The sequence below is a fragment of the Hafnia sp. genome (assembly GCF_036648275.1).
Lineage (GTDB): Bacteria > Pseudomonadota > Gammaproteobacteria > Enterobacterales > Enterobacteriaceae > Hafnia > Hafnia alvei.
Genome location: NZ_JAVXIQ010000029.1, coordinates 1 through 18,047 on the forward strand (window position 1 = coordinate 1; position 18,047 = coordinate 18,047).

At 49.1% G+C, this 18,047-nt stretch carries 18 protein-coding genes; 12 read left to right on the forward strand and 6 right to left on the reverse strand.

The features are described from left to right. Positions 1-401 precede the first annotated feature (401 nt). The 3 genes from RSC70_RS18105 to yfcG all read right to left on the reverse strand — a co-directional run bounded on the left by RSC70_RS18105 (position 402) and on the right by yfcG (position 2,483). A complete protein-coding gene (locus RSC70_RS18105; RefSeq protein WP_025797840.1) occupies positions 402-1,307 on the reverse strand; it encodes a TIGR01777 family oxidoreductase in 906 nt (301 codons plus the stop codon). Positions 1,308-1,377: 70 nt separating this feature from the next. Next, entirely contained in the window at positions 1,378-1,755 is a 378-nt protein-coding gene (gene folX / locus RSC70_RS18110; RefSeq protein ID WP_040046415.1) for a dihydroneopterin triphosphate 2'-epimerase, read from the reverse strand. Between the two features lie 101 nt (positions 1,756-1,856). Continuing rightward, positions 1,857-2,483: a GSH-dependent disulfide bond oxidoreductase gene (gene yfcG / locus RSC70_RS18115; RefSeq protein ID WP_025797844.1), complete on the reverse strand. Its 627-nt coding sequence runs from the start codon at positions 2,481-2,483 to the stop codon at positions 1,857-1,859. A gap of 211 nt (positions 2,484-2,694) precedes the next feature. Here yfcG and yfcF point away from each other — a divergent pair, with 211 nt between their 5' ends. The 3 genes from yfcF (at position 2,695) to yfcD (ending at position 4,788) form a co-directional block, all read left to right on the forward strand. Then, positions 2,695-3,339 (forward strand): glutathione transferase, encoded by a 645-nt coding sequence (yfcF, locus tag RSC70_RS18120; protein WP_040046416.1) that lies wholly within the window; start codon positions 2,695-2,697, stop codon positions 3,337-3,339. 154 nt (positions 3,340-3,493) lie between these two features. Further along, the gene (gene yfcE, locus RSC70_RS18125; RefSeq protein ID WP_063586770.1) at positions 3,494-4,042 is read left to right on the forward strand and encodes a phosphodiesterase; all 549 of its coding nucleotides are present in this window, start codon (positions 3,494-3,496) and stop codon (positions 4,040-4,042) included. Positions 4,043-4,170: 128 nt separating this feature from the next. Beyond that, positions 4,171-4,788 carry an NUDIX hydrolase YfcD gene (gene yfcD, locus RSC70_RS18130; RefSeq protein ID WP_332543123.1) on the forward strand — a complete coding sequence of 206 codons (618 nt, stop codon included), beginning with the start codon at positions 4,171-4,173 and terminating at the stop codon, positions 4,786-4,788. Between the two features lie 19 nt (positions 4,789-4,807). Here the strand turns inward: yfcD and RSC70_RS18135 are convergent, their stop codons facing one another. Beyond that, on the reverse strand, positions 4,808-5,827 hold the full coding sequence (locus RSC70_RS18135; RefSeq protein ID WP_131391688.1) for a LacI family DNA-binding transcriptional regulator: 1,020 nt from the start codon (positions 5,825-5,827) through the stop codon (positions 4,808-4,810). Positions 5,828-6,136: 309 nt separating this feature from the next. On the opposite strand from RSC70_RS18135, the gene RSC70_RS18140 reads away from it, so the two are divergent. From RSC70_RS18140 to RSC70_RS18160, 5 genes are all read left to right on the forward strand, one after another. Then, positions 6,137-6,580 (forward strand): PTS sugar transporter subunit IIA, encoded by a 444-nt coding sequence (locus RSC70_RS18140; RefSeq protein WP_234619418.1) that lies wholly within the window; start codon positions 6,137-6,139, stop codon positions 6,578-6,580. A gap of 84 nt (positions 6,581-6,664) precedes the next feature. Next, entirely contained in the window at positions 6,665-6,934 is a 270-nt protein-coding gene (locus RSC70_RS18145; protein ID WP_025797857.1) for a PTS sugar transporter subunit IIB, read from the forward strand. 40 nt (positions 6,935-6,974) lie between these two features. Then, the gene (locus RSC70_RS18150) at positions 6,975-8,360 is read left to right on the forward strand and encodes a PTS ascorbate transporter subunit IIC (RefSeq protein WP_040046420.1); all 1,386 of its coding nucleotides are present in this window, start codon (positions 6,975-6,977) and stop codon (positions 8,358-8,360) included. Between the two features lie 9 nt (positions 8,361-8,369). Continuing rightward, complete coding sequence (locus RSC70_RS18155; protein WP_332543124.1) at positions 8,370-9,200, forward strand: transketolase; 831 nt, start codon at positions 8,370-8,372, stop codon at positions 9,198-9,200. Beyond that, entirely contained in the window at positions 9,197-10,171 is a 975-nt protein-coding gene (locus RSC70_RS18160) for a transketolase family protein (RefSeq protein ID WP_332543125.1), read from the forward strand. The genes RSC70_RS18155 and RSC70_RS18160 overlap by 4 nt, the downstream gene beginning before the upstream one ends. Before the next feature lie 81 nt (positions 10,172-10,252). Here the strand turns inward: RSC70_RS18160 and pta are convergent, their stop codons facing one another. Together pta and ackA are read right to left on the reverse strand one after the other, a co-directional pair. Continuing rightward, entirely contained in the window at positions 10,253-12,406 is a 2,154-nt protein-coding gene (gene pta, locus RSC70_RS18165) for a phosphate acetyltransferase (protein ID WP_130998949.1), read from the reverse strand. Between the two features lie 154 nt (positions 12,407-12,560). Next, on the reverse strand, positions 12,561-13,760 hold the full coding sequence (gene ackA, locus RSC70_RS18170) for an acetate kinase (RefSeq protein ID WP_025797869.1): 1,200 nt from the start codon (positions 13,758-13,760) through the stop codon (positions 12,561-12,563). Between the two features lie 404 nt (positions 13,761-14,164). Between ackA and yfbV the strand changes: the two genes are divergently transcribed. From yfbV to RSC70_RS18190, 4 genes are all read left to right on the forward strand, one after another. Then, the gene (gene yfbV / locus RSC70_RS18175; RefSeq protein WP_332543126.1) at positions 14,165-14,620 is read left to right on the forward strand and encodes a terminus macrodomain insulation protein YfbV; all 456 of its coding nucleotides are present in this window, start codon (positions 14,165-14,167) and stop codon (positions 14,618-14,620) included. A gap of 255 nt (positions 14,621-14,875) precedes the next feature. Next, the gene (locus RSC70_RS18180; protein WP_025797874.1) at positions 14,876-15,370 is read left to right on the forward strand and encodes a YfbU family protein; all 495 of its coding nucleotides are present in this window, start codon (positions 14,876-14,878) and stop codon (positions 15,368-15,370) included. 15 nt (positions 15,371-15,385) lie between these two features. Further along, complete coding sequence (locus RSC70_RS18185) at positions 15,386-16,039, forward strand: sugar phosphatase (protein WP_063586776.1); 654 nt, start codon at positions 15,386-15,388, stop codon at positions 16,037-16,039. A 157-nt stretch (positions 16,040-16,196) separates the two neighbouring features. After that, the gene (locus RSC70_RS18190; RefSeq protein ID WP_025797878.1) at positions 16,197-18,029 is read left to right on the forward strand and encodes an SLC13 family permease; all 1,833 of its coding nucleotides are present in this window, start codon (positions 16,197-16,199) and stop codon (positions 18,027-18,029) included. Positions 18,030-18,047: the final 18 nt, after the last annotated feature.

Genomic DNA, 18,047 nt, shown 5'->3' on the forward strand with positions numbered 1-18,047 from the left:
TACGCCCTCAACCTGCCACCAGCATCCCTGCTGGCGGCTCTAAAATGCATTCTTTAAACATAAAAAAGGGAAAAGACAAAAGACATTTTTTGCCTTCTCATCTTTTAATGGTTTAAGTTTTGGTAGTGAGAGCAGTGAAAACAGGATGTTTTCACTAGGGGAGGAGGCGCCAAGGATGGCGCATGCCGACCCGGCGCGGAGATGGCGTCACGGATAAAAAGCGCGAGGATTGAAGGGGCGCGCGCTGGCGCCCCTCATCGGTCGCCTACAACTTAGTTATATGTGAGTATCGTTGTGGAAAGGCGGACGAAACCTTACACAAAGGTTACACACACACACTTGGCGGACGAAACCTTACACGAATGCATCATAAGCAAAAGTGATTGAAACCTTTCCCCTACTTAAAACTCCTTCCCCAACACATTCCTCAACGCATCTTCCAGCTCAAAATACCTGAACCCAAATCCGGCTTCTTCCAGCCTTTTGGGAATGGCACGCTGTCCGCTGAGGACTAACACGCTGGCTTCACCCATGAGGGTTTTTATCGCAAATGCAGGTGTGCGCACCACCGTAGGGCGGCCTAAAATCTCGCCTAACGTGGCGATAAATTGTTCATTGTGAACGGGATAGGGCGAAGTCATGTTGAACGGGCCGTTGAGCGTTGGGCATTCCAGCAAATAGAGAATGGCGTTGACCATGTCATCAATGTGGATCCACGGCATATACTGCCGGCCATTGCCCATTTCACCGCCTAAACCGAGGCGGAAAAGAGGAAGCATTTTGCTTAATGCGCCGCCATCTGGCGCAAGAACGATGCCCGTACGCATCAGACAGACGCGTGTTTTGTCGCTGGAAGCTTGTAACGCAATGCCTTCCCAGCGCGCGCAGAGATCGTGGGTAAACTCATGATGTGGGGTATCGTCTTCGGTGACCAACGCTTCACCTTGGTTGCCATAATATCCCACGGCCGAGCCTGATAGCAGCGCAGAAGGTGGCGTAGCGCTGTTATGAATCAGTTCAACAAGACGTTCGGTAATATCCCAACGGCTATGACAAAGACGCTGCTTTTGCTCTTCCGTCCAGCGTTTATCCGCGATGGGCTCACCGGCCAGATTAATCACGGCGTCGTAGCCATCCAGCGTTGAAAGCGCTTCCAAAGACGTTACGTAGTGAACGTTATCGCCGAGCTTTTCTCTCGCTTTCTGCGGATCGCGGGTTAAAACCGTGAGCTCGTGGTGCAGCGTCAACAGACGTTGGCAAAGAGGTTTGCCGATAAGCCCCGTTCCGCCAGTGATAAAAATACGCATAAGCCTTCTCCAAGATCAGGGATATGTCTATCACCCTTGATATAACACGAGTTATTTAGGGTATATGAAGCTATTCACTCGCTTTACGGTAGCGCATGGTCATCGAGACAGAATCTGCATAGCGCAGGGCGTAAAGCTTATCGACCTCTACTTCAGCATAGGTGACCCAGTGGTGTTCACAAGCGATGTTGAGGACATCCTGAGTTAATTTTTCCAGCAGTGCGAAACGATTATCCTCAACGTGGGCAATGATACGTTTCGTTATTGTACGATAGTTAAGCGCGTCGGCAATATTCTCGCTTTTCCGCGCCTGTTCTGCTGGGTAATGGATCACAACGTTGATAACAACGTCTTGTTTATTCTTGATTTCTTCTTCTTTTATCCCAATGAAAGTGCGCAGCCGCAGGTTTTTAATACGAATAATGGCATCAGGCTGTAAAAAGCTCATAGGGTGTCCTTATCAAATGCGATGTCGCATTCAGCATACAGGGAAAGCATAACGATGATAATAGAGAAGAAGTGGCCAGCATAAGCGCTGGCCTCTGTCGATTAGTCTTGTGACAAACTGTAGGCTTTCTTCGTTGCAGGACGCGCGGAGATGCGTTCAAACCAGTTACGTACGGCAGGAAAATCTTCTAAGTCAATGCGTTGACGGGCGTGTGGAACCACCCACGGATAAATCGCCATGTCCGCGATGCTGTATTCATCGCCGGATACATAGGCATGCTTTTTCAACTGTTTATCGAGAACGGTATAGAGGCGTTTAGTTTCAACCTGATATCGTTCAATTGCATAGGGAACGGGCTGAGGCGCGTAGTGATTGAAGTGATGATTTTGCCCCAGCATTGGTCCAAAACCGCCGACTTGCCAGAACAACCACTGTAGCGTAGCGGCACGTGAGCGTAATTCTTGGCTCATGAATCTGCCGGTTTTTTCTGCGAGATAAAGCAGTATTTCACCTGATTCAAACAGGCTCAGGGGGGCGCCACCATCTACGGGTTGTCGGTCTACAATGGCCGGAATTTTGTTGTTAGGAGAAATGGCCAAAAACTCAGGTTTAAACTGATCGCCAGCGCCAATATCGACGCGATGAATTTGATAGGCAAGCCCAGATTCTTCGAGGAAAAGAGTAATTTTATGGCCGTTTGGGGTTGGTGCGTAATACAGGTCGATCATGATGTCTCCCAGAAAAATCAAGCGGTAAGAGGAAGCTTATCTCTCTGACTATAGTCCAAAAGGCTCGGTGGTGAAAGCGGTGATGTTGCAAAAATGTATAATTCAGACAGTGTGAAATATCACCTAAACAGGGATAACTTCAGCGCTGCAAAAATACACAAACGTGTAATACTGAGATCCCAATGATTGCCATGTGCCGACAGGAGAGAAGATGAGCCAGCCGAAAATTACGCTGTATTCTGATAGTAACTTTTTCAGCCCGTATGTGATGTCTGTTTATGTCGCTTTAAAAGAAAAGGGCGTTAGGTTTGAGCTGGAGCCGGTTGACTTAGCCGAGAGCGAGAACCAGCAGGAGGCATATGCCGAGCTCTCACTAACGCGCAGAGTGCCGACGCTATTACATGAAAACTTCTCTCTTTCTGAGTCTTCAGCTATCACTGAATATCTTGATGAGGTTTTTGCTGCGCCTGACTTTGCTTCTCTTTATCCAAGAGATAAGCAAAAAAGAGCTAAGGCGCGTGAAATTCAAGCGTGGCTGCGCAGCGATCTAATGCCAATTCGGCAAGAGCGTTCCACCGAAGTTATTTTTGCTGGGCTTAAGCCGTCCGCGTTGAGCCTAGAAGGCGAATATGCGGCAGCCAAGCTAATTGCAGGCGTTGAACGGTTGTTGATTGATGGGCATCAGAACTTATTCGGAGAGTGGTGCATTGCGGATACAGACTTAGCTTTAATGCTAAATCGTTTAGTGATGGCCGGCGATCCAGTACCAGAACGTATTGCGGATTATGCGCATTTCCAATGGCAGCGCGCTTCAGTGTGCCAATGGCTGGCGTTATCGGCGGCAAAGCGACGTTAAAAGCAGCAACCGATGGACCAATCAGGTTAAAAGTAGGCAAACAGTGCGTTGTATGCTGGCGGGAGACGATAGCCATCGTTACACTATGGCCATTCGTTACACTATGGGCATTTGTAACGCCATAGCGATTATTCTTATTTAACGAGAACCGTATATGAAGCTGATGTTTGCCTCTGATATCCATGGATCTCTCACCGCGACCCAGCGCGTGCTTGAGTTGTTTGAACAAAGCGAAAGCCAATGGCTGATTATTCTGGGAGATGTGCTCAATCACGGCCCACGAAATCCGCTACCGGAAGGCTATAACCCGCCGCAGGTCGCAGAGCAGCTAAATAAGTTTGCTGACAAGATCATCGCTGTTCGCGGCAATTGCGATAGTGAAGTCGATCAGATGCTGCTGAAATTCCCGATGATGGCACCTTGGCAGCAAATTTTGCTCGATAATCAAAGATTGTTTTTAACCCATGGTCACCTTTATCATCCTGCTGAGTTACCGCCATTAAGTCCAAAAGATGTGCTGGTCTACGGACACACACACCTGCCGGTGGCAGAACAACGTGGTGATATCTACTGTTTCAATCCTGGCTCAGTTAGCTTACCCAAAGGCGGAAATGTGCCGAGCTTTGGGGTATTTGACAACGGGGTCCTAAAAGTCTGCGCCCTGTACGGTACAGAGATACTGGCAGAAGTCGCAATCGACTGATTGTTTTATTTTATGGCATTTTCGGTAGGATCTGCTTTCACCGCTGTCGCGTGTACAGATGTGAAACATAAAGCAGGTGCGATGAACAAACCGCGTACAGCAGTACGCTAAGAAAAAGGTTTCAGAGGATGGTGGAACAAACGCTCAACACCGGGTTGGAGTGGGTCGATATCGTTGACGAAAACAATGATGTCATTGCTCAATCGACTCGTGCGCAAATGCGCGCTCAATGTCTGCGTCACCGTGCAACCTATATCGTGGTTCACAATGGAATGGGGCAGATCCTGGTTCAGAAACGTACTGAAAACAAAGATTTTTACCCAGGATGGCTCGATGCTACCGCCGGTGGTGTTGTGCAAAGTGGTGAAAATATGTTGGAGTCAGCGCGCCGAGAAGCAGAAGAAGAACTCGGTATTGCCGGCGTTCCTTTTGCCGATCACGGCATGTTCTATTTTGAACAAGACAATTGCCGCGTGTGGGGAGGGTTGTTTAGCTGCGTCTCTCACGGACCGTTTGCGCTACAGGAAGAAGAAGTTGAGTCGGTTCGCTGGATGACCCCTGAGGAAATCACGGCAGAGTGCGATAGCTTCACCCCTGATTCACTGAAAGCGCTCTCTCTGTGGATGACGCGTAACAGCGATAAACACTACCAGCCGATGTGTATCCAAAAGACCACATCATCGGCGAAAGCACCTAGCGAATCTGAAACGGAAAGCGATGTGCCGCAGAACGAAAGCGAAGAGTAGCGATCTTTAGACTGTCAGCTTAGCAACTGCTCCGTTTACAAAGCACTGAGCTGACAGGAATCGTCGCTTTGGTTGTCTGTTGATTCAGGCGGGCCAACAGAGCGTTGGCAGCCTGAATGCCAATCTCTTTAAAAGGTACGGCGGTGGTGGTTAACGGCGGCTGACATACCTGACTGACATCTCGATTGCCGAAACCCACAACGGCTAGCTGGCTTGGCACGCGAATATGCCTTCTCTGGCATTCATACAACACTCCACAGGCTAATTCGTCAGACGCGCAAATCAGCGCATCAATCTCCGGCCAAGCCAGAATAAATTCAGGTAACACGCTTGCGCCGGTGGAGAAATTGGCGGGTTCAGCGGCGTTAATGACCCGATGTGGTGAGAAATGGCTGCGCAGCAGAGCCTGATGCCAACCATGAAGGTGCTGCTGAAATATCCACGGCTCTTGATTCGCACACAGCAAACCAATATTTTCATATCCACGATCGATGACATAGCGCGTCAGATTAAACATCGCGTCGGCATAATCTATTCCGATATTGATATCGATAGGATCTTCACGCATGGCACCGATTTCCACCACCGGAATTTCTGCATTTTTCAGCCACTGACGGGTGTTATCGCTTTGCTCGGTGCTGAGTAAAACCACCGCGGCCAGACTGGCTGAGAGCAGGTTTTCTAGCATGTTAGCTTCGCGTTCTTCATCACGTTGAGATTCGGAGAGCGTCAGTTGGAATCCTGCCGGTTGTAATACGCTTTGCAGCCCTGCCAGCATCTGGGCGCATCCTGCCTCGGTAAACGAGGGAACCACCACCGAAATTGTACGTCCAGCCCCTGAAGCCAAAGCGCTGGCGGCAAGATTTGGCACGTAGCCCAGTTCGCTAACGGCAGACTCAATTTTTTCTCTTAGCTTGTCAGAAACCTGATCGGGCGTACGTAGAGCACGCGATACGGTCATTGAACCAACACCGGCATGGCGGGCTACATCGGCCAGCGTGACTCTGCCGGTACTACGTCGTTTTTTAATGATGGGCATGCTTGTTCCTAACGGAGCCTAGGCTGCAATGGCGCTATTTTAGCTAAAAAAAGAGATTAATCATAAAACTACTGCGGGCTTTGTTAAGCGATATTGCCATGTTCTGGGCGTTATGAGATATGCGTCATCTCTGGTCATAGAATAAACATCTATTTTTGATAGCGCTATCACAAATCCAACAGATAGCGTTTTTGGTAGCGCTATCTTTAAAGGTATCGTCTCTTTACACCACCCCATTTGCTGATAATCGACGGTCAAACTGACTGGCAGCTATGGTTATCGACAGAGGTCATCCGCTTAGGAGAGACAATGCTGAATACTTGGTTAACTGATGACACCATACAAATTCGCGACAGTGTGGATACGTGGCAAGAGGCTGTGAGGCTCAGTGCGCAGCCGTTATTACAAAAAGGCATTATTACCCCTGATTATCTTGCTGCTATTTATCAGCAACATGAAAAGCTGGGTCCCTATTATGTTTTGGCTCCTGGTATTGCGATGCCACACGCAAGGCCAGAAGAAGGCGCTAAGTCTTTAGGACTTTCATTGCTGAGCGTGAAACAAGACGTTTTATTTCATTCTGCTGACAACGATCCGGTTAATTTAATTGTGATGCTCTCAGCGCCTGATAGTCATAGCCATATTGAATTAATTTCTCATCTGGCAGAATTTTTCTCAGATGATGATGCGGTAAAAAAAATTCATAGCGCATCTACCCTAGAGGAGATTAAGTCCATCATCGAGAAATTTTAAAATCTATTTAAATTAATAACTCCATAAAAATAACAGGGTTCCCTGTGGGATCTCTGTTTTTAAAAACTCACCGAGGATTAAATAATGAAAATTATGGCGATATGTGGTTCAGGTTTAGGTAGTAGTTTTATGGTGGAAATGAATATCAAAAAGGTGCTCAAGAAGATGGGCGTTGAGGCTGACGTTGAGCACTCCGATCTCTCATCGGCGATCCCCAGCGAAGCCGACCTGTTTGTGATGGCGAAAGATATTGCTGCCAGCGCGAGTATCCCAGATAACCAGCTAATCGTTATTACTAATATTATTGATATTAATGAACTTGAAACAAAGCTACGGGCTTATTTCAATAAATAAAATAATCGACAACTTATCTTAGATAATTAGCGAGGCGGATATGTTTATCCAAGAAACGCTGAAGTTCATCGTTGATATATTAAAAGTTCCGGCGGTTCTCGTTGGGATTATTGCTCTGGTTGGTTTACTGGCTCAGAAAAAATCTTTCAGCGATGTCGTGAAAGGAACCGTAAAAACAATTCTAGGTTTTATTGTTTTAGGCGGTGGTGCTGGGGTTCTTGTCAGTTCACTTAACCCACTAGGAGGCATGTTTGAACATGCCTTTAATATACAGGGCATCATTCCTAATAATGAGGCGATTGTCTCTATTGCATTAGAAAAATATGGTGCTGCAACCGCGCTAATCATGGCATTCGGCATGGTAGCCAATATTGTGGTGGCACGTTTTACCAAGCTTAAGTACATATTCTTAACGGGGCACCACACGTTTTATATGGCGTGTATGATCGGCATTATATTGACCGTTGCCGGATTTGAAGGTGTGCAATTAGTCTTTACGGGAGCATTAACGCTCGGTTTAGTCATGGCCTTTTTCCCTGCCTTGGCGCAGCGTTATATGCGGAAAATTACCGGCAATGACGATATCGCGTTTGGCCATTTTGGCACATTAGGCTATATCCTTTCTGGTTGGATTGGTGGGCGAGTAGGTAAAGGATCGCGCTCAACCGAAGAGATGAACCTGCCTAAAAACCTCAGCTTCTTGCGCGACAGTTCCATCTCTATTTCTCTGACCATGATGGTGATTTACCTGATTATGGCGGTGAGCGCAGGTTCTGATTTCGTCGAAGCCACCTATAGCGCCGGCCAGAACTATTTGGTCTATTCCATCATTATGGCGATTACCTTTGCGGCTGGCGTATTCATTATTCTGCAAGGTGTTCGCTTGATTTTGGCTGAAATTGTTCCTGCATTTACCGGGTTCTCTGAGCGTCTGGTTCCCAATGCACGTCCAGCGCTTGATTGCCCCGTGGTTTATCCATATGCCCCTAATGCGGTGTTGATCGGCTTCCTATTTAGCTTCCTCGGCGGGCTGGTGGGACTGTTCCTCTTAGGCCAATTTAATCTGGTGCTGATTTTACCTGGTGTCGTTCCTCACTTCTTTACTGGTGCAACGGCGGGTGTCTTCGGCAATGCGACCGGTGGCCGTCGTGGTGCCATGATTGGCGCATTTGCAAATGGTCTGCTGATTACTTTCCTGCCGGTTCTCTTGTTGCCAGTTCTCGGTGCACTCGGGTTTGCCAATACCACGTTCTCGGACGCTGACTTTGGCGGTATCGGTATTGTGCTGGGCAACATGGCGCGCTTTATGAATAAAGACATGATTATGGCCGTCATTGTCGCGATATTCGTGGCGCTTGTGGCTCATAACTACTTCTTCTCTCGCAAGATTTCTCCATCCACCTCCGCTGATAGCGCCAACAAATAAGGGATAACTATGCTTAACCTGAAAGAGGTTCAACGCTATGCGACAGAAATTCGCATAGAAACCTTAAAAGCGTTAACGAATCTGGGTTTTGGTCACTACGGTGGCTCAATGTCGGTGGTTGAAACGCTGGCGGTGCTGTATGGAGCAGTGATGAAGATTGATCCTGCTCAGCCACAGTGGCCAGAGCGCGATAATTTTGTGCTGTCTAAAGGGCATGCGGGGCCTGCGCTATATAGCGCTTTGGCGTTAAAAGGTTATTTCCCTCGTGAAGAATTAGCCACGCTAAACGAAAACGGAACCCATTTCCCCAGCCATCCAGACCGTTTGCTAACTCGTGGCGTCGATGCGACAACCGGCTCGTTAGGGCAGGGTGTTTCAATTGCGACAGGGATGGCGCTGGCACATCGTCTGGCAGGGCGTAAAAACCGCGTATTCTGCATTTTGGGCGATGGTGAACTGAATGAAGGTCAGTGCTGGGAAGCTTTCCAGTTTATCGCCCACCATAATCTGAATAACCTGACGCTGTTTATTGATTACAACAAGCAGCAGCTAGATGGCACCTTAGATGAGGTCATCAAGCCATTCGATCTCAACGCGAAATTTAGCGCATTTGGTTTCGATGTGCTCAGCGTGAAAGGCGACGATATTGCCGCTATTTACGAGGCCATTGCTCCAGTTCGAAGCGGCGAACAGCGCCCGCGAGTGGTACTCCTCGACAGCATCAAAGGTCAGGGTGTTCCGTATATTGAGCAACTGCCCAATTCACATCACCTGCGCTTAACTGAAGACATTAAAGCGGAAATGCAGAAAGCGATCGCAACACTGGAGGCAACGCTATGAGCCATGAATTCCTGCCGTTACAGAAAGACAAAATGGAAATGCGCAAGGTCTATGCTCAGGCGATGCGCGATCAGTTTATCGCTAATACGCCGGTGATAGCCTTAGAGGCCGATTTGATGAGCTCTATGGCCATGGACAGCGTTCACCGTGATTTTCCCCATCAGGTCATTAACTGCGGAATTATGGAGGCCAACGTTATCGGTACTGCGGCAGGGCTCTCTTTAGCCGGACGCATTCCTTTTGTGCATACCTTTACCGCTTTCGCGAGTCGCCGCTGTTTTGATCAGCTATTTATGTCGGTTGATTATCAAAAGAATAATGTGAAGGTGATTGCATCAGATGCTGGCGTTAGCGCTTGTCATAACGGTGGAACCCACATGTCGTTTGAAGATATGGGGATCGTGCGTGGTCTTGCTCACTCTGTGGTGATGGAAATGACGGATGCCACGATGTTCCAAAATATTCTGCACCAGCTGGTGGATTTAAAAGGTTTCCACTGGGTGAGAACCATCCGTAAGCAGGCATACACGATTTATCCTAGCGGTACAGAATTCACCATTGGCAAAGGCAAGGTTTTACAAGATGGCAAAGATATCACGCTGATTGCCAATGGGATTATGGTGGCTGAAGCTCTGCAAGCGGCACAAATGCTCGCTAAGCAAGGCTATAGCGCTGCGGTTATTGACATGTTTACGCTTAAGCCAATCGATAAAGATTTGATTATTGAATACGCGGCGAAAACAGGGCGAATCGTTACCTGCGAAAACCATAGCATTCATAACGGGCTTGGTTCAGCCGTGGCAGAAGCGCTGGTGGAAAACCATCCGGTGCCGATGCGGCGCGTAGGAGTTAAAGAACGTTATGGGCAGGTAGGAACGCAGGATTTCCTGATGCAGGAATATGAACTGACGGCAGAGGACATTGTGAAACAGGCGATGGGATTGCTGGAAGATAATCCTATCAAACGCTGATTCGCTTGTTACCAGAATAGCGGACTGTTCCAACAATAAAAAAGGCTCCCACTTGGGAGCCTTTTAACGTGTAATCAGAGATTACTTAGCAGCGTCGGCAGCTTGTGCAGCCTGAATCGCAGTCAGAGCAACGGTGTAGACGATATCGTCAACCAGTGCGCCACGAGACAGGTCGTTCACCGGCTTACGCATGCCTTGCAGCATTGGTCCGATAGAGACCAGGTCAGCAGAACGCTGTACCGCTTTGTAAGTGGTGTTACCGGTGTTCAGGTCTGGGAAGATGAACACGGTCGCTTTACCCGCAACTGGAGAGTTAGGCGCTTTAGATTTAGCAACGTCAGCCATGATAGCCGCATCATACTGCAGCGGACCATCGATGATCAGGTCAGGACGTTTTTCCTGAGCCAGACGAGTTGCTTCGCGAACTTTCTCAACGTCGCTACCCGCACCGGAGTTACCGGTTGAGTAGGAAATCATGGCCACGCGAGGTTCGATACCGAATGCAGCCGCAGAGTCTGCAGACTGGATTGCGATTTCAGACAGCTGTTCTGCGGTTGGATCTGGGTTGATCGCGCAGTCGCCATACACCAGAACCTGATCAGGCAGCAGCATGAAGAACACGGAAGATACCAAAGAGCTGCCCGGTGCAGTTTTGATCAGCTGCAACGGTGGGCGAATAGTGTTAGCCGTGGTGTGAACCGCACCAGAAACCAAACCGTCAACCTGGTTTTGTTCCAGCATCAGCGTACCCAGAACAACGTTGTCTTCCAACTGTTCGCGAGCAACAACTTCGGTCATGCCTTTGCTTTTACGCAGTTCAACCAGACGTGGAACGTATTGCTCACGTACCGCGTTTGGATCAACGATTTCGATGCCTTTACCCAGAACAACGCCCTGAGCCGCTGCAACGCGCTGGATTTCTTCTGGGTTACCCAGCAGAACACATTCAGCGATGCCGCGTTCAGCACAGATAGCCGCTGCTTTAACGGTACGTGGCTCGTCACCTTCAGGCAGAACAACGCGTTTGCATGCTTTACGCGCCAGCTCGGTCAGTTCGTAACGGAACGCCGGAGGAGACAGGCGACGTGAACGCTCAGAAGCCGCAGACAGGGAATCAATCCACTTGCTGTCGATGTGGCTTGCAACGTAGTTTTGCAGTTTCTCAACGCGCTGATGGTCGTCAGCAGGAACTTCTAGATTGAAGCTCTGCAGGCTCAGCGAAGTCTGCCACGTGTTGGTATCTACCATGAAGACTGGTAGGCCGGTCTGGAATGCACGTTCGCACAGCTTAGCGATGCGCTCGTCCATATCGTAACCGCCGGTCAGCAGGATTGCGCCGATTTCCACGCCGTTCATTGCTGCCAGACAAGCGGCAACCAGAACGTCAGGACGGTCAGCTGAAGTTACCAGCAGTGAACCCGGACGGAAATGCTCCAGCATGTGAGGAATGCTGCGTGCGCAGAAAGTCACAGACTTGATACGACGGGTTTTGATGTCGCCTTCATTCACGATACGTGCTTTCAGGTGATTCGCCATATCGATAGCACGCGTTGCAATCAGCTCGAAGCTCCAAGGCACACAGCCCAGAACTGGCAGCGGGCTATTCTCGATTAGCAGTGCAGTATCCAGATTGGCAATGCTGGCTTTGTTGGAATCATCGAAGATTTCAGACAGGTCTGGGCGAGTACGGCCCTGATCGTCAACCGGTGCATTCAGCTTATTGATGATAACGCCGGTGATGTTTTTGTTTTTGCTGCCACCGAAGCTAGAACGAGCCAGTTCGATACGCTCTTTAACTTGAGAAGCGGAGTCGTTGCCCAGCGCCATAACGAAGACGATTTCAGCGTTCAGGGTTTTGGCGATCTCGTAGTTCAACGCGTTAGCAAACTGGTGCTTACGGGTTGGAACCAGACCTTCAACCAGAACAACTTCTGCGTCTTTGGTATTTTCGTGGTAACGAGCAACGATTTCTTCCATCAACACGTCCTGCTGGTTAGAGCTCAGCAGCGTTTCAACGTGAGACATGCGCAGTGGTTCTGCAGCAGGGATTGAAGAGTTAGCGCGGATGATAGTGGTAGTTTGATCAAGAGAATCGCCGCCGGTGCGTGGCTGGGCGATGGGCTTGAACACGCTAAGGCGAACACCTTTTTGCTCCATGGAGCGGATGACACCCAAGCTAACGCTGGTCAGGCCAACGCTGGTGCTGGTGGGGATCAGCATAATTGTACGTGACACGATAAAACCTCTTTACGGTTGTTCAACTGGCTGAACGGATGTTGGTGTGCTCAGTGCGTTGAACTTGGTCGGATAGGTTAGAATTTCTACGCTTGATTTAAACTTTGGAGCTTAAATACCCCGCAGGCCTTGGCTTGCGGGGTTGAGATGCGTCTTATGCAGTCAGACGAGAGGCGTCTTGTGCAATCACCAACTCTTCGTTGGTTGGGATAACGACGGCCAGACGGCTGCCATCTTTAGTGATGGTGCCTGATTTGCCGAAGCGTGCAGCCAGGTTGCGTTCGTGATCGATTTCGAAGCCCAGCAGACCCAGTTTGTCCAGAGTCAGTTCACGTACCATTGCCGCGTTTTCACCGATGCCGCCGGTAAATACGACTGCGTCCAGACGACCATCCATCAGCGCAGTGTAAGCACCGATGTATTTAGCCAGACGGTGGCAGAATACGTCCATAGCGCGCTTAGCGTCAGCTTTGGTTTCGTAGTTATCTTCAACATAACGGCAGTCGCTGGTGACTTCGGTCAGACCCAACAGGCCAGACTCTTTGGTCAGCAGTTTGTTGATTTGCTCAACGCTCATACCCAGAGAGTCATGCAGGTGGAAGATGATAGCTGGGTCGATATCGCCAGAGCGAGTACCCATTACCAGACCTTCCAGCGGAGTCAGACCCATAGAGGTATCAACGCATTTACCGTTACGAACTGCAGTCACAGAACCACCGTTGCCCAGATGGCAGGTGATCACGTTCAGTTCTTCAACTGGCTTGTTCAGCATTTTCGCAGCTTCTTGGCTAACGAAGAAGTGGCTGGTGCCGTGTGCGCCATAACGACGTACACCGTGGTCTTTGTACAGGCTGTACGGCAGGGCGTACAGGTAAGACTCTTCCGGCATAGTGGTATGGAAAGCAGTATCAAATACAGCAACGTTTTTGTCTTTCAGGTTAGGGAAAGATTTGAACGCTTCAGCGATACCGATCAGGTGAGCAGGGTTGTGCAGAGGCGCAAACGGGATCGCATCTTTAATGCCTTGCAGTACTTCATCAGTAATCAGTGCTGATTCAGTGAATTTCTCGCCGCCGTGCACGATACGGTGACCGATAGCGGTCAGAGATGCAGACAGTTCTGGCTTCTGTGCCAGAATAGTATTAACGATGAAGTTCAGGGCTTCGCTATGAGCTGCACCAGCGCCTAAGGCTTCTTCGTGCTTAGCGCCGTCCATTTTCCATTTAATACGGGCTTCAGGCAGGCTGAAACACTCAGCTAAACCAGACAGGTGTTCTTCACCGTTGGCTGCGTTGATGATAGCGAATTTCAGTGATGAACTGCCGCAGTTAAGAACCAGTACCAGCTTCGACATGGAAGTACCTACTTGTTATGCGTGGTTAGAAATTGAGTCAATCAGACATTAAGCGTAGCGTAATATGTCGTCGACATTTATGATTAACATCATGCGTAGTGCTAATTCGTCATGATGAAGAACATCGCATTAAAAAACCGCGGTGCTCAAAAAAGCATTGCGTTGCCGGCAAGGTTTTCGCCAGACGCTGTTAGATTGTACAGGGTCTTAATGCTGAAAACTTAGCTTTAAGAAGCAGTCGTTAATGAAACACTTTATTAACGTTGTTTTTGCTTCTACAGGCCTCAAAGCCGCGCTAGGATACCGATTGCGGATGCCAAAAACAAAATAAATTTAAGACCGCTAAGTATACGTTGTGATTTTACACTGTTTTTTGATTTTTTATAAATGAAGTTGAGGTTCCTATGACATCTAAGCCAACCGGCCACGTAGGGTGGTTCCAGATTTTTCAACGCGGCCAGACATATATGAAGACGTGGCCGAGTGATAAGCGCTTGGCACCGATGTTTCCTGAAAATCGTATTGCGAAGGTGACGCGCTTTGCCGTGCGCTTCATGCCGCCGATCGCCATTTTTACGTTAACCTGGCAGATTGCGCTGGGCGGCCAGCTTGGCCCTGCGATTGCCACCGCGCTGTTTGCTTGTAGTTTGCCGATGCAAGGGCTTTGGTGGTTAGGTAAACGCTCTGTGACGCCGCTGCCGCCAACCTTATTGCAATGGTTTCATGAAATTCGCGCTAAGCTAGTGGAAGTCGGAAAAGCGCAGGCGCCGGTAGAAGGGACGCCAACCTATCAGTCATTGGCCGATGTTTTGCAGCGTGCATTTAAGCAGCTGGATAAAACATTCTTGGATGATATTTGATCAATAAGAAGTGTGTTTTTTGCGCGTTCGAGTTATCGATTTGTAGCTAAAACACACTTCTTTTGCTAAAAAAATACTCAGTTAGCAATTTACCGCAGTTTCTCGTTCGTGAAACCCCGTTCCAAATCAAAAAAGTGATGTTCAGCACTATTTAGAATGTCAGGCTTATGCCATGCTGCGAAACATACAGTTCACCTTTTACATGACTTGACCCCGGCCTAGGTAAACCTTCGCCGCTCGATGAGGATATCAAAGATGGAAATGACTAACGCGCAACGCCTGATTCTTTCTAACCAATACAAGATGATGACCATGATGGATCCGGATAACGCCGAGCGTTATCGTCGTTTGCAAACCATCATCGAACGCGGTTTTGGCCTACAAATGCGCGAACTTGATCGTGATTTTGGCGAGCTGAGCGAAGATACCTGCCGCACGATTATCAATATTATGGAAATGCACCATGCACTGCAGGTGTCTTTCAATAATTTAAAAGAAAAACAAGACCTTGATCCTCGTCGTCTTGAGTTCTTAGGCTTTGATGCGGCTACGGAATCGCGCTATCTCAGCTATGTACGCTTTATGGTGGGTACCGAAGGGCGTTACACTCACTTCGATTCAGGTACGCACGGCTTTAATGCCCAGACCAAAATGTGGGATAAATACCAGCGTATGCTGTCAATCTGGCAATCATGCCCGCGCCAGTATCATCTGAGCGCAGTGGAAATTGCACAAATTATTAACGCGTAAAACAGAGGAATGCCTGTGAAGTGCAAAGGTTTTTTGTTTGATTTGGATGGAACACTGGTAGATTCGCTGCCGGTCGTTGAACGCTCGTGGATAAACTGGGCGAAACGTCAGGGCGTGGACCCACAAGAGGTTCTGGATTTTATCCATGGCAAACAGGCCATCACCTCGCTGCGGCATTTTATGTCTGGTGAGAGCGAAGATCGTATTCAACAAGAATATGATTGGTTGGAAGAAATTGAATCACGCGATACGGATGGTGTCACGGCGTTGCCGGGGGCGAAGGCATTGCTGGATCGCTTAGATGAGCTCAACATTCCATGGGCTATTGTGACGTCGGGGTCGATTCCTGTGGCCTATGCGCGCCGCGCTGCAGGCCAACTGCCAAAGCCGGACGTGTTTATCACGGCGGAGCAGGTTGCTCGCGGTAAACCTGAACCTGATGCTTATCTGCTGGGGGCTCAAAAACTGGGTCTGGCGGTGAGTGACTGCGTGGTCGTTGAAGATGCCGCGGCAGGGATACTTTCTGGGTTATCGGCTGGTTGTCAGGTGATTGCGGTTAATGCCCCTCAGGATGCACCTAAGTTAGATTTAGTCGATCTCAACCTCACTTCGCTTACGCAAATCCGTATTGAGAAGGAAGAGGATTACGCGGTAATCCATGCGTTATAAATAGTAATCGATCGAAATATGATTAAGCCCCGTGATTGCGGGGCTTTTTTTATGGCATTCTTAAGCTGTTTCTATCCCATGCCATCGGCATTGCTTTCCATCGATGCGGCCTCTGGCGTACAAAGTTTACCGGAGTAAATTCACAAAGGGAGATGTCGTGAACGGCGAATTATTGTGGGTTTTGACGTTATTGCTGATTGCCATTGTTCTTTTTGCTACCAACAAGTTACGCATGGATGTCGTAGCATTGCTGATCATTATTGCCTTTGTGCTGAGCGGAACGCTTTCCCTTAGCGAGGCAACTGCCGGATTTAGCGATCCCAACGTTATTTTAATTGCTGCATTGTTCGTTATCGGTGATGGGCTTGTTCGCACTGGTGTCGCCTATCAGGTTGGCGATTGGCTGGTGAAGGTCGCGGGCGATAGCGAAGCTAAAATGCTGGTTTTGCTGATGATCACCGTCGCCGCATTGGGGGCGGTAATGAGTTCTACCGGCGTGGTAGCGATATTCATTCCTGTGGTGCTCAGCGTGGCCGCGAGGATGAAAATATCACCGGCACGTTTACTGATGCCACTGAGTTTTGCTGGACTGATTAGCGGCATGATGACGCTGGTGGCGACGCCGCCAAACATGATCGTCAGCAGTGAATTAGTTCGTGAAGGATTTCATGGCTTAAGCTTCTTTAGCGTCACTCCGGTAGGGATTATCGTTTTGCTGATGGGCGTGGGTTACATGCTGGTGGCGAGAAATTGGCTGGCAAGTGGCAAGGACGATAACGATAAAGACAGCTGGAAACGCCGTACCTTCCGCGATCTTATCCGTGACTATAAACTTACAGGGCGAGCCCGCCGTTTGGCGCTGCGCAGTGGCTCACCGCTCATTGGCCACACGCTGGATGAGCTGCACTTACGTAGCCGCTATGGTGCCAACGTGGTTGGCATTGAGCGCTGGCGTAAATTCCGTCGCGTGATGGTGAGCGCCATCGGTAACACCGAACTGAAAGACCGCGACGTATTGCTGATTGACATGTCAGATTCAGAAGTGGATTTACGTGAGTTTTGCGCCGAACAGATGCTTGAACCCATGGTGCTGCGCGGCGAGTATTTTTCTGAGCAGGCGCGTGACGTTGGCATGGCTGAAGTCACGATTGTGCCGGACTCCGATCTGATTGGAAAAACGCTGCGTGAAATGACCTTCCGTACCCGTTATGGGTTAAATGTGGTCGGTATTCGCCGCGACGGCGTGCCGATGGAAGGTAAGCTGGTGAATGAACCGCTCCAGCTCGGTGATATTCTGCTGGTTATCGGCAATTGGAAGCAGATACGTCAGCTCCAACTTCAACCCCGTGATTTCATTGTGTTGCATCTTCCGGCAGAGGTGGATGATGTTGCTCCGGCGATAAGTCAGGCACCGCATGCGCTATTTTGTTTGGCGCTGATGATTGCCATGATGCTGACGGATGAAGTACCGAACGCCATTGCTGCGCTGATTGCCTGTATGTTAATGGGCAAATTCCGCTGCATTGATATGGAAAGCGCCTATAAATCTATCCACTGGCCAAGCCTGATATTGATTGTGGGAATGCTGCCGTTTGCTTTGGCTTTACAAAAAACAGGCGGTATCACGCTGGCGGTTGATGTGCTGATGGATTTAGTCGGCGGTATGGGGCCAAGGATTGTGCTGTTGAGCCTGTTTGTGTTCTGTGCGGTGACGGGGCTGTTTATTTCCAACACGGCAACTGCGGTGCTTATGGCACCAATAGCCATTGCAACGGCTCATGCTATGCACCTTTCGCCATATCCGTTTGCTATGATCGTGGCTATATCCGCGTCGGCCGCGTTTATGACGCCGGTATCCTCACCGGTGAATACGTTGGTGATGGGGCCGGGGAATTACAGTTTTGGTGATTTCGTTAAGATCGGTGTGCCGTTCACGATCTTGGTGATGATTGCCAGCGTGATTGTGGTGCCGTGGTTATTTCCGTTTTGATGGGGATGATTTCGTTTG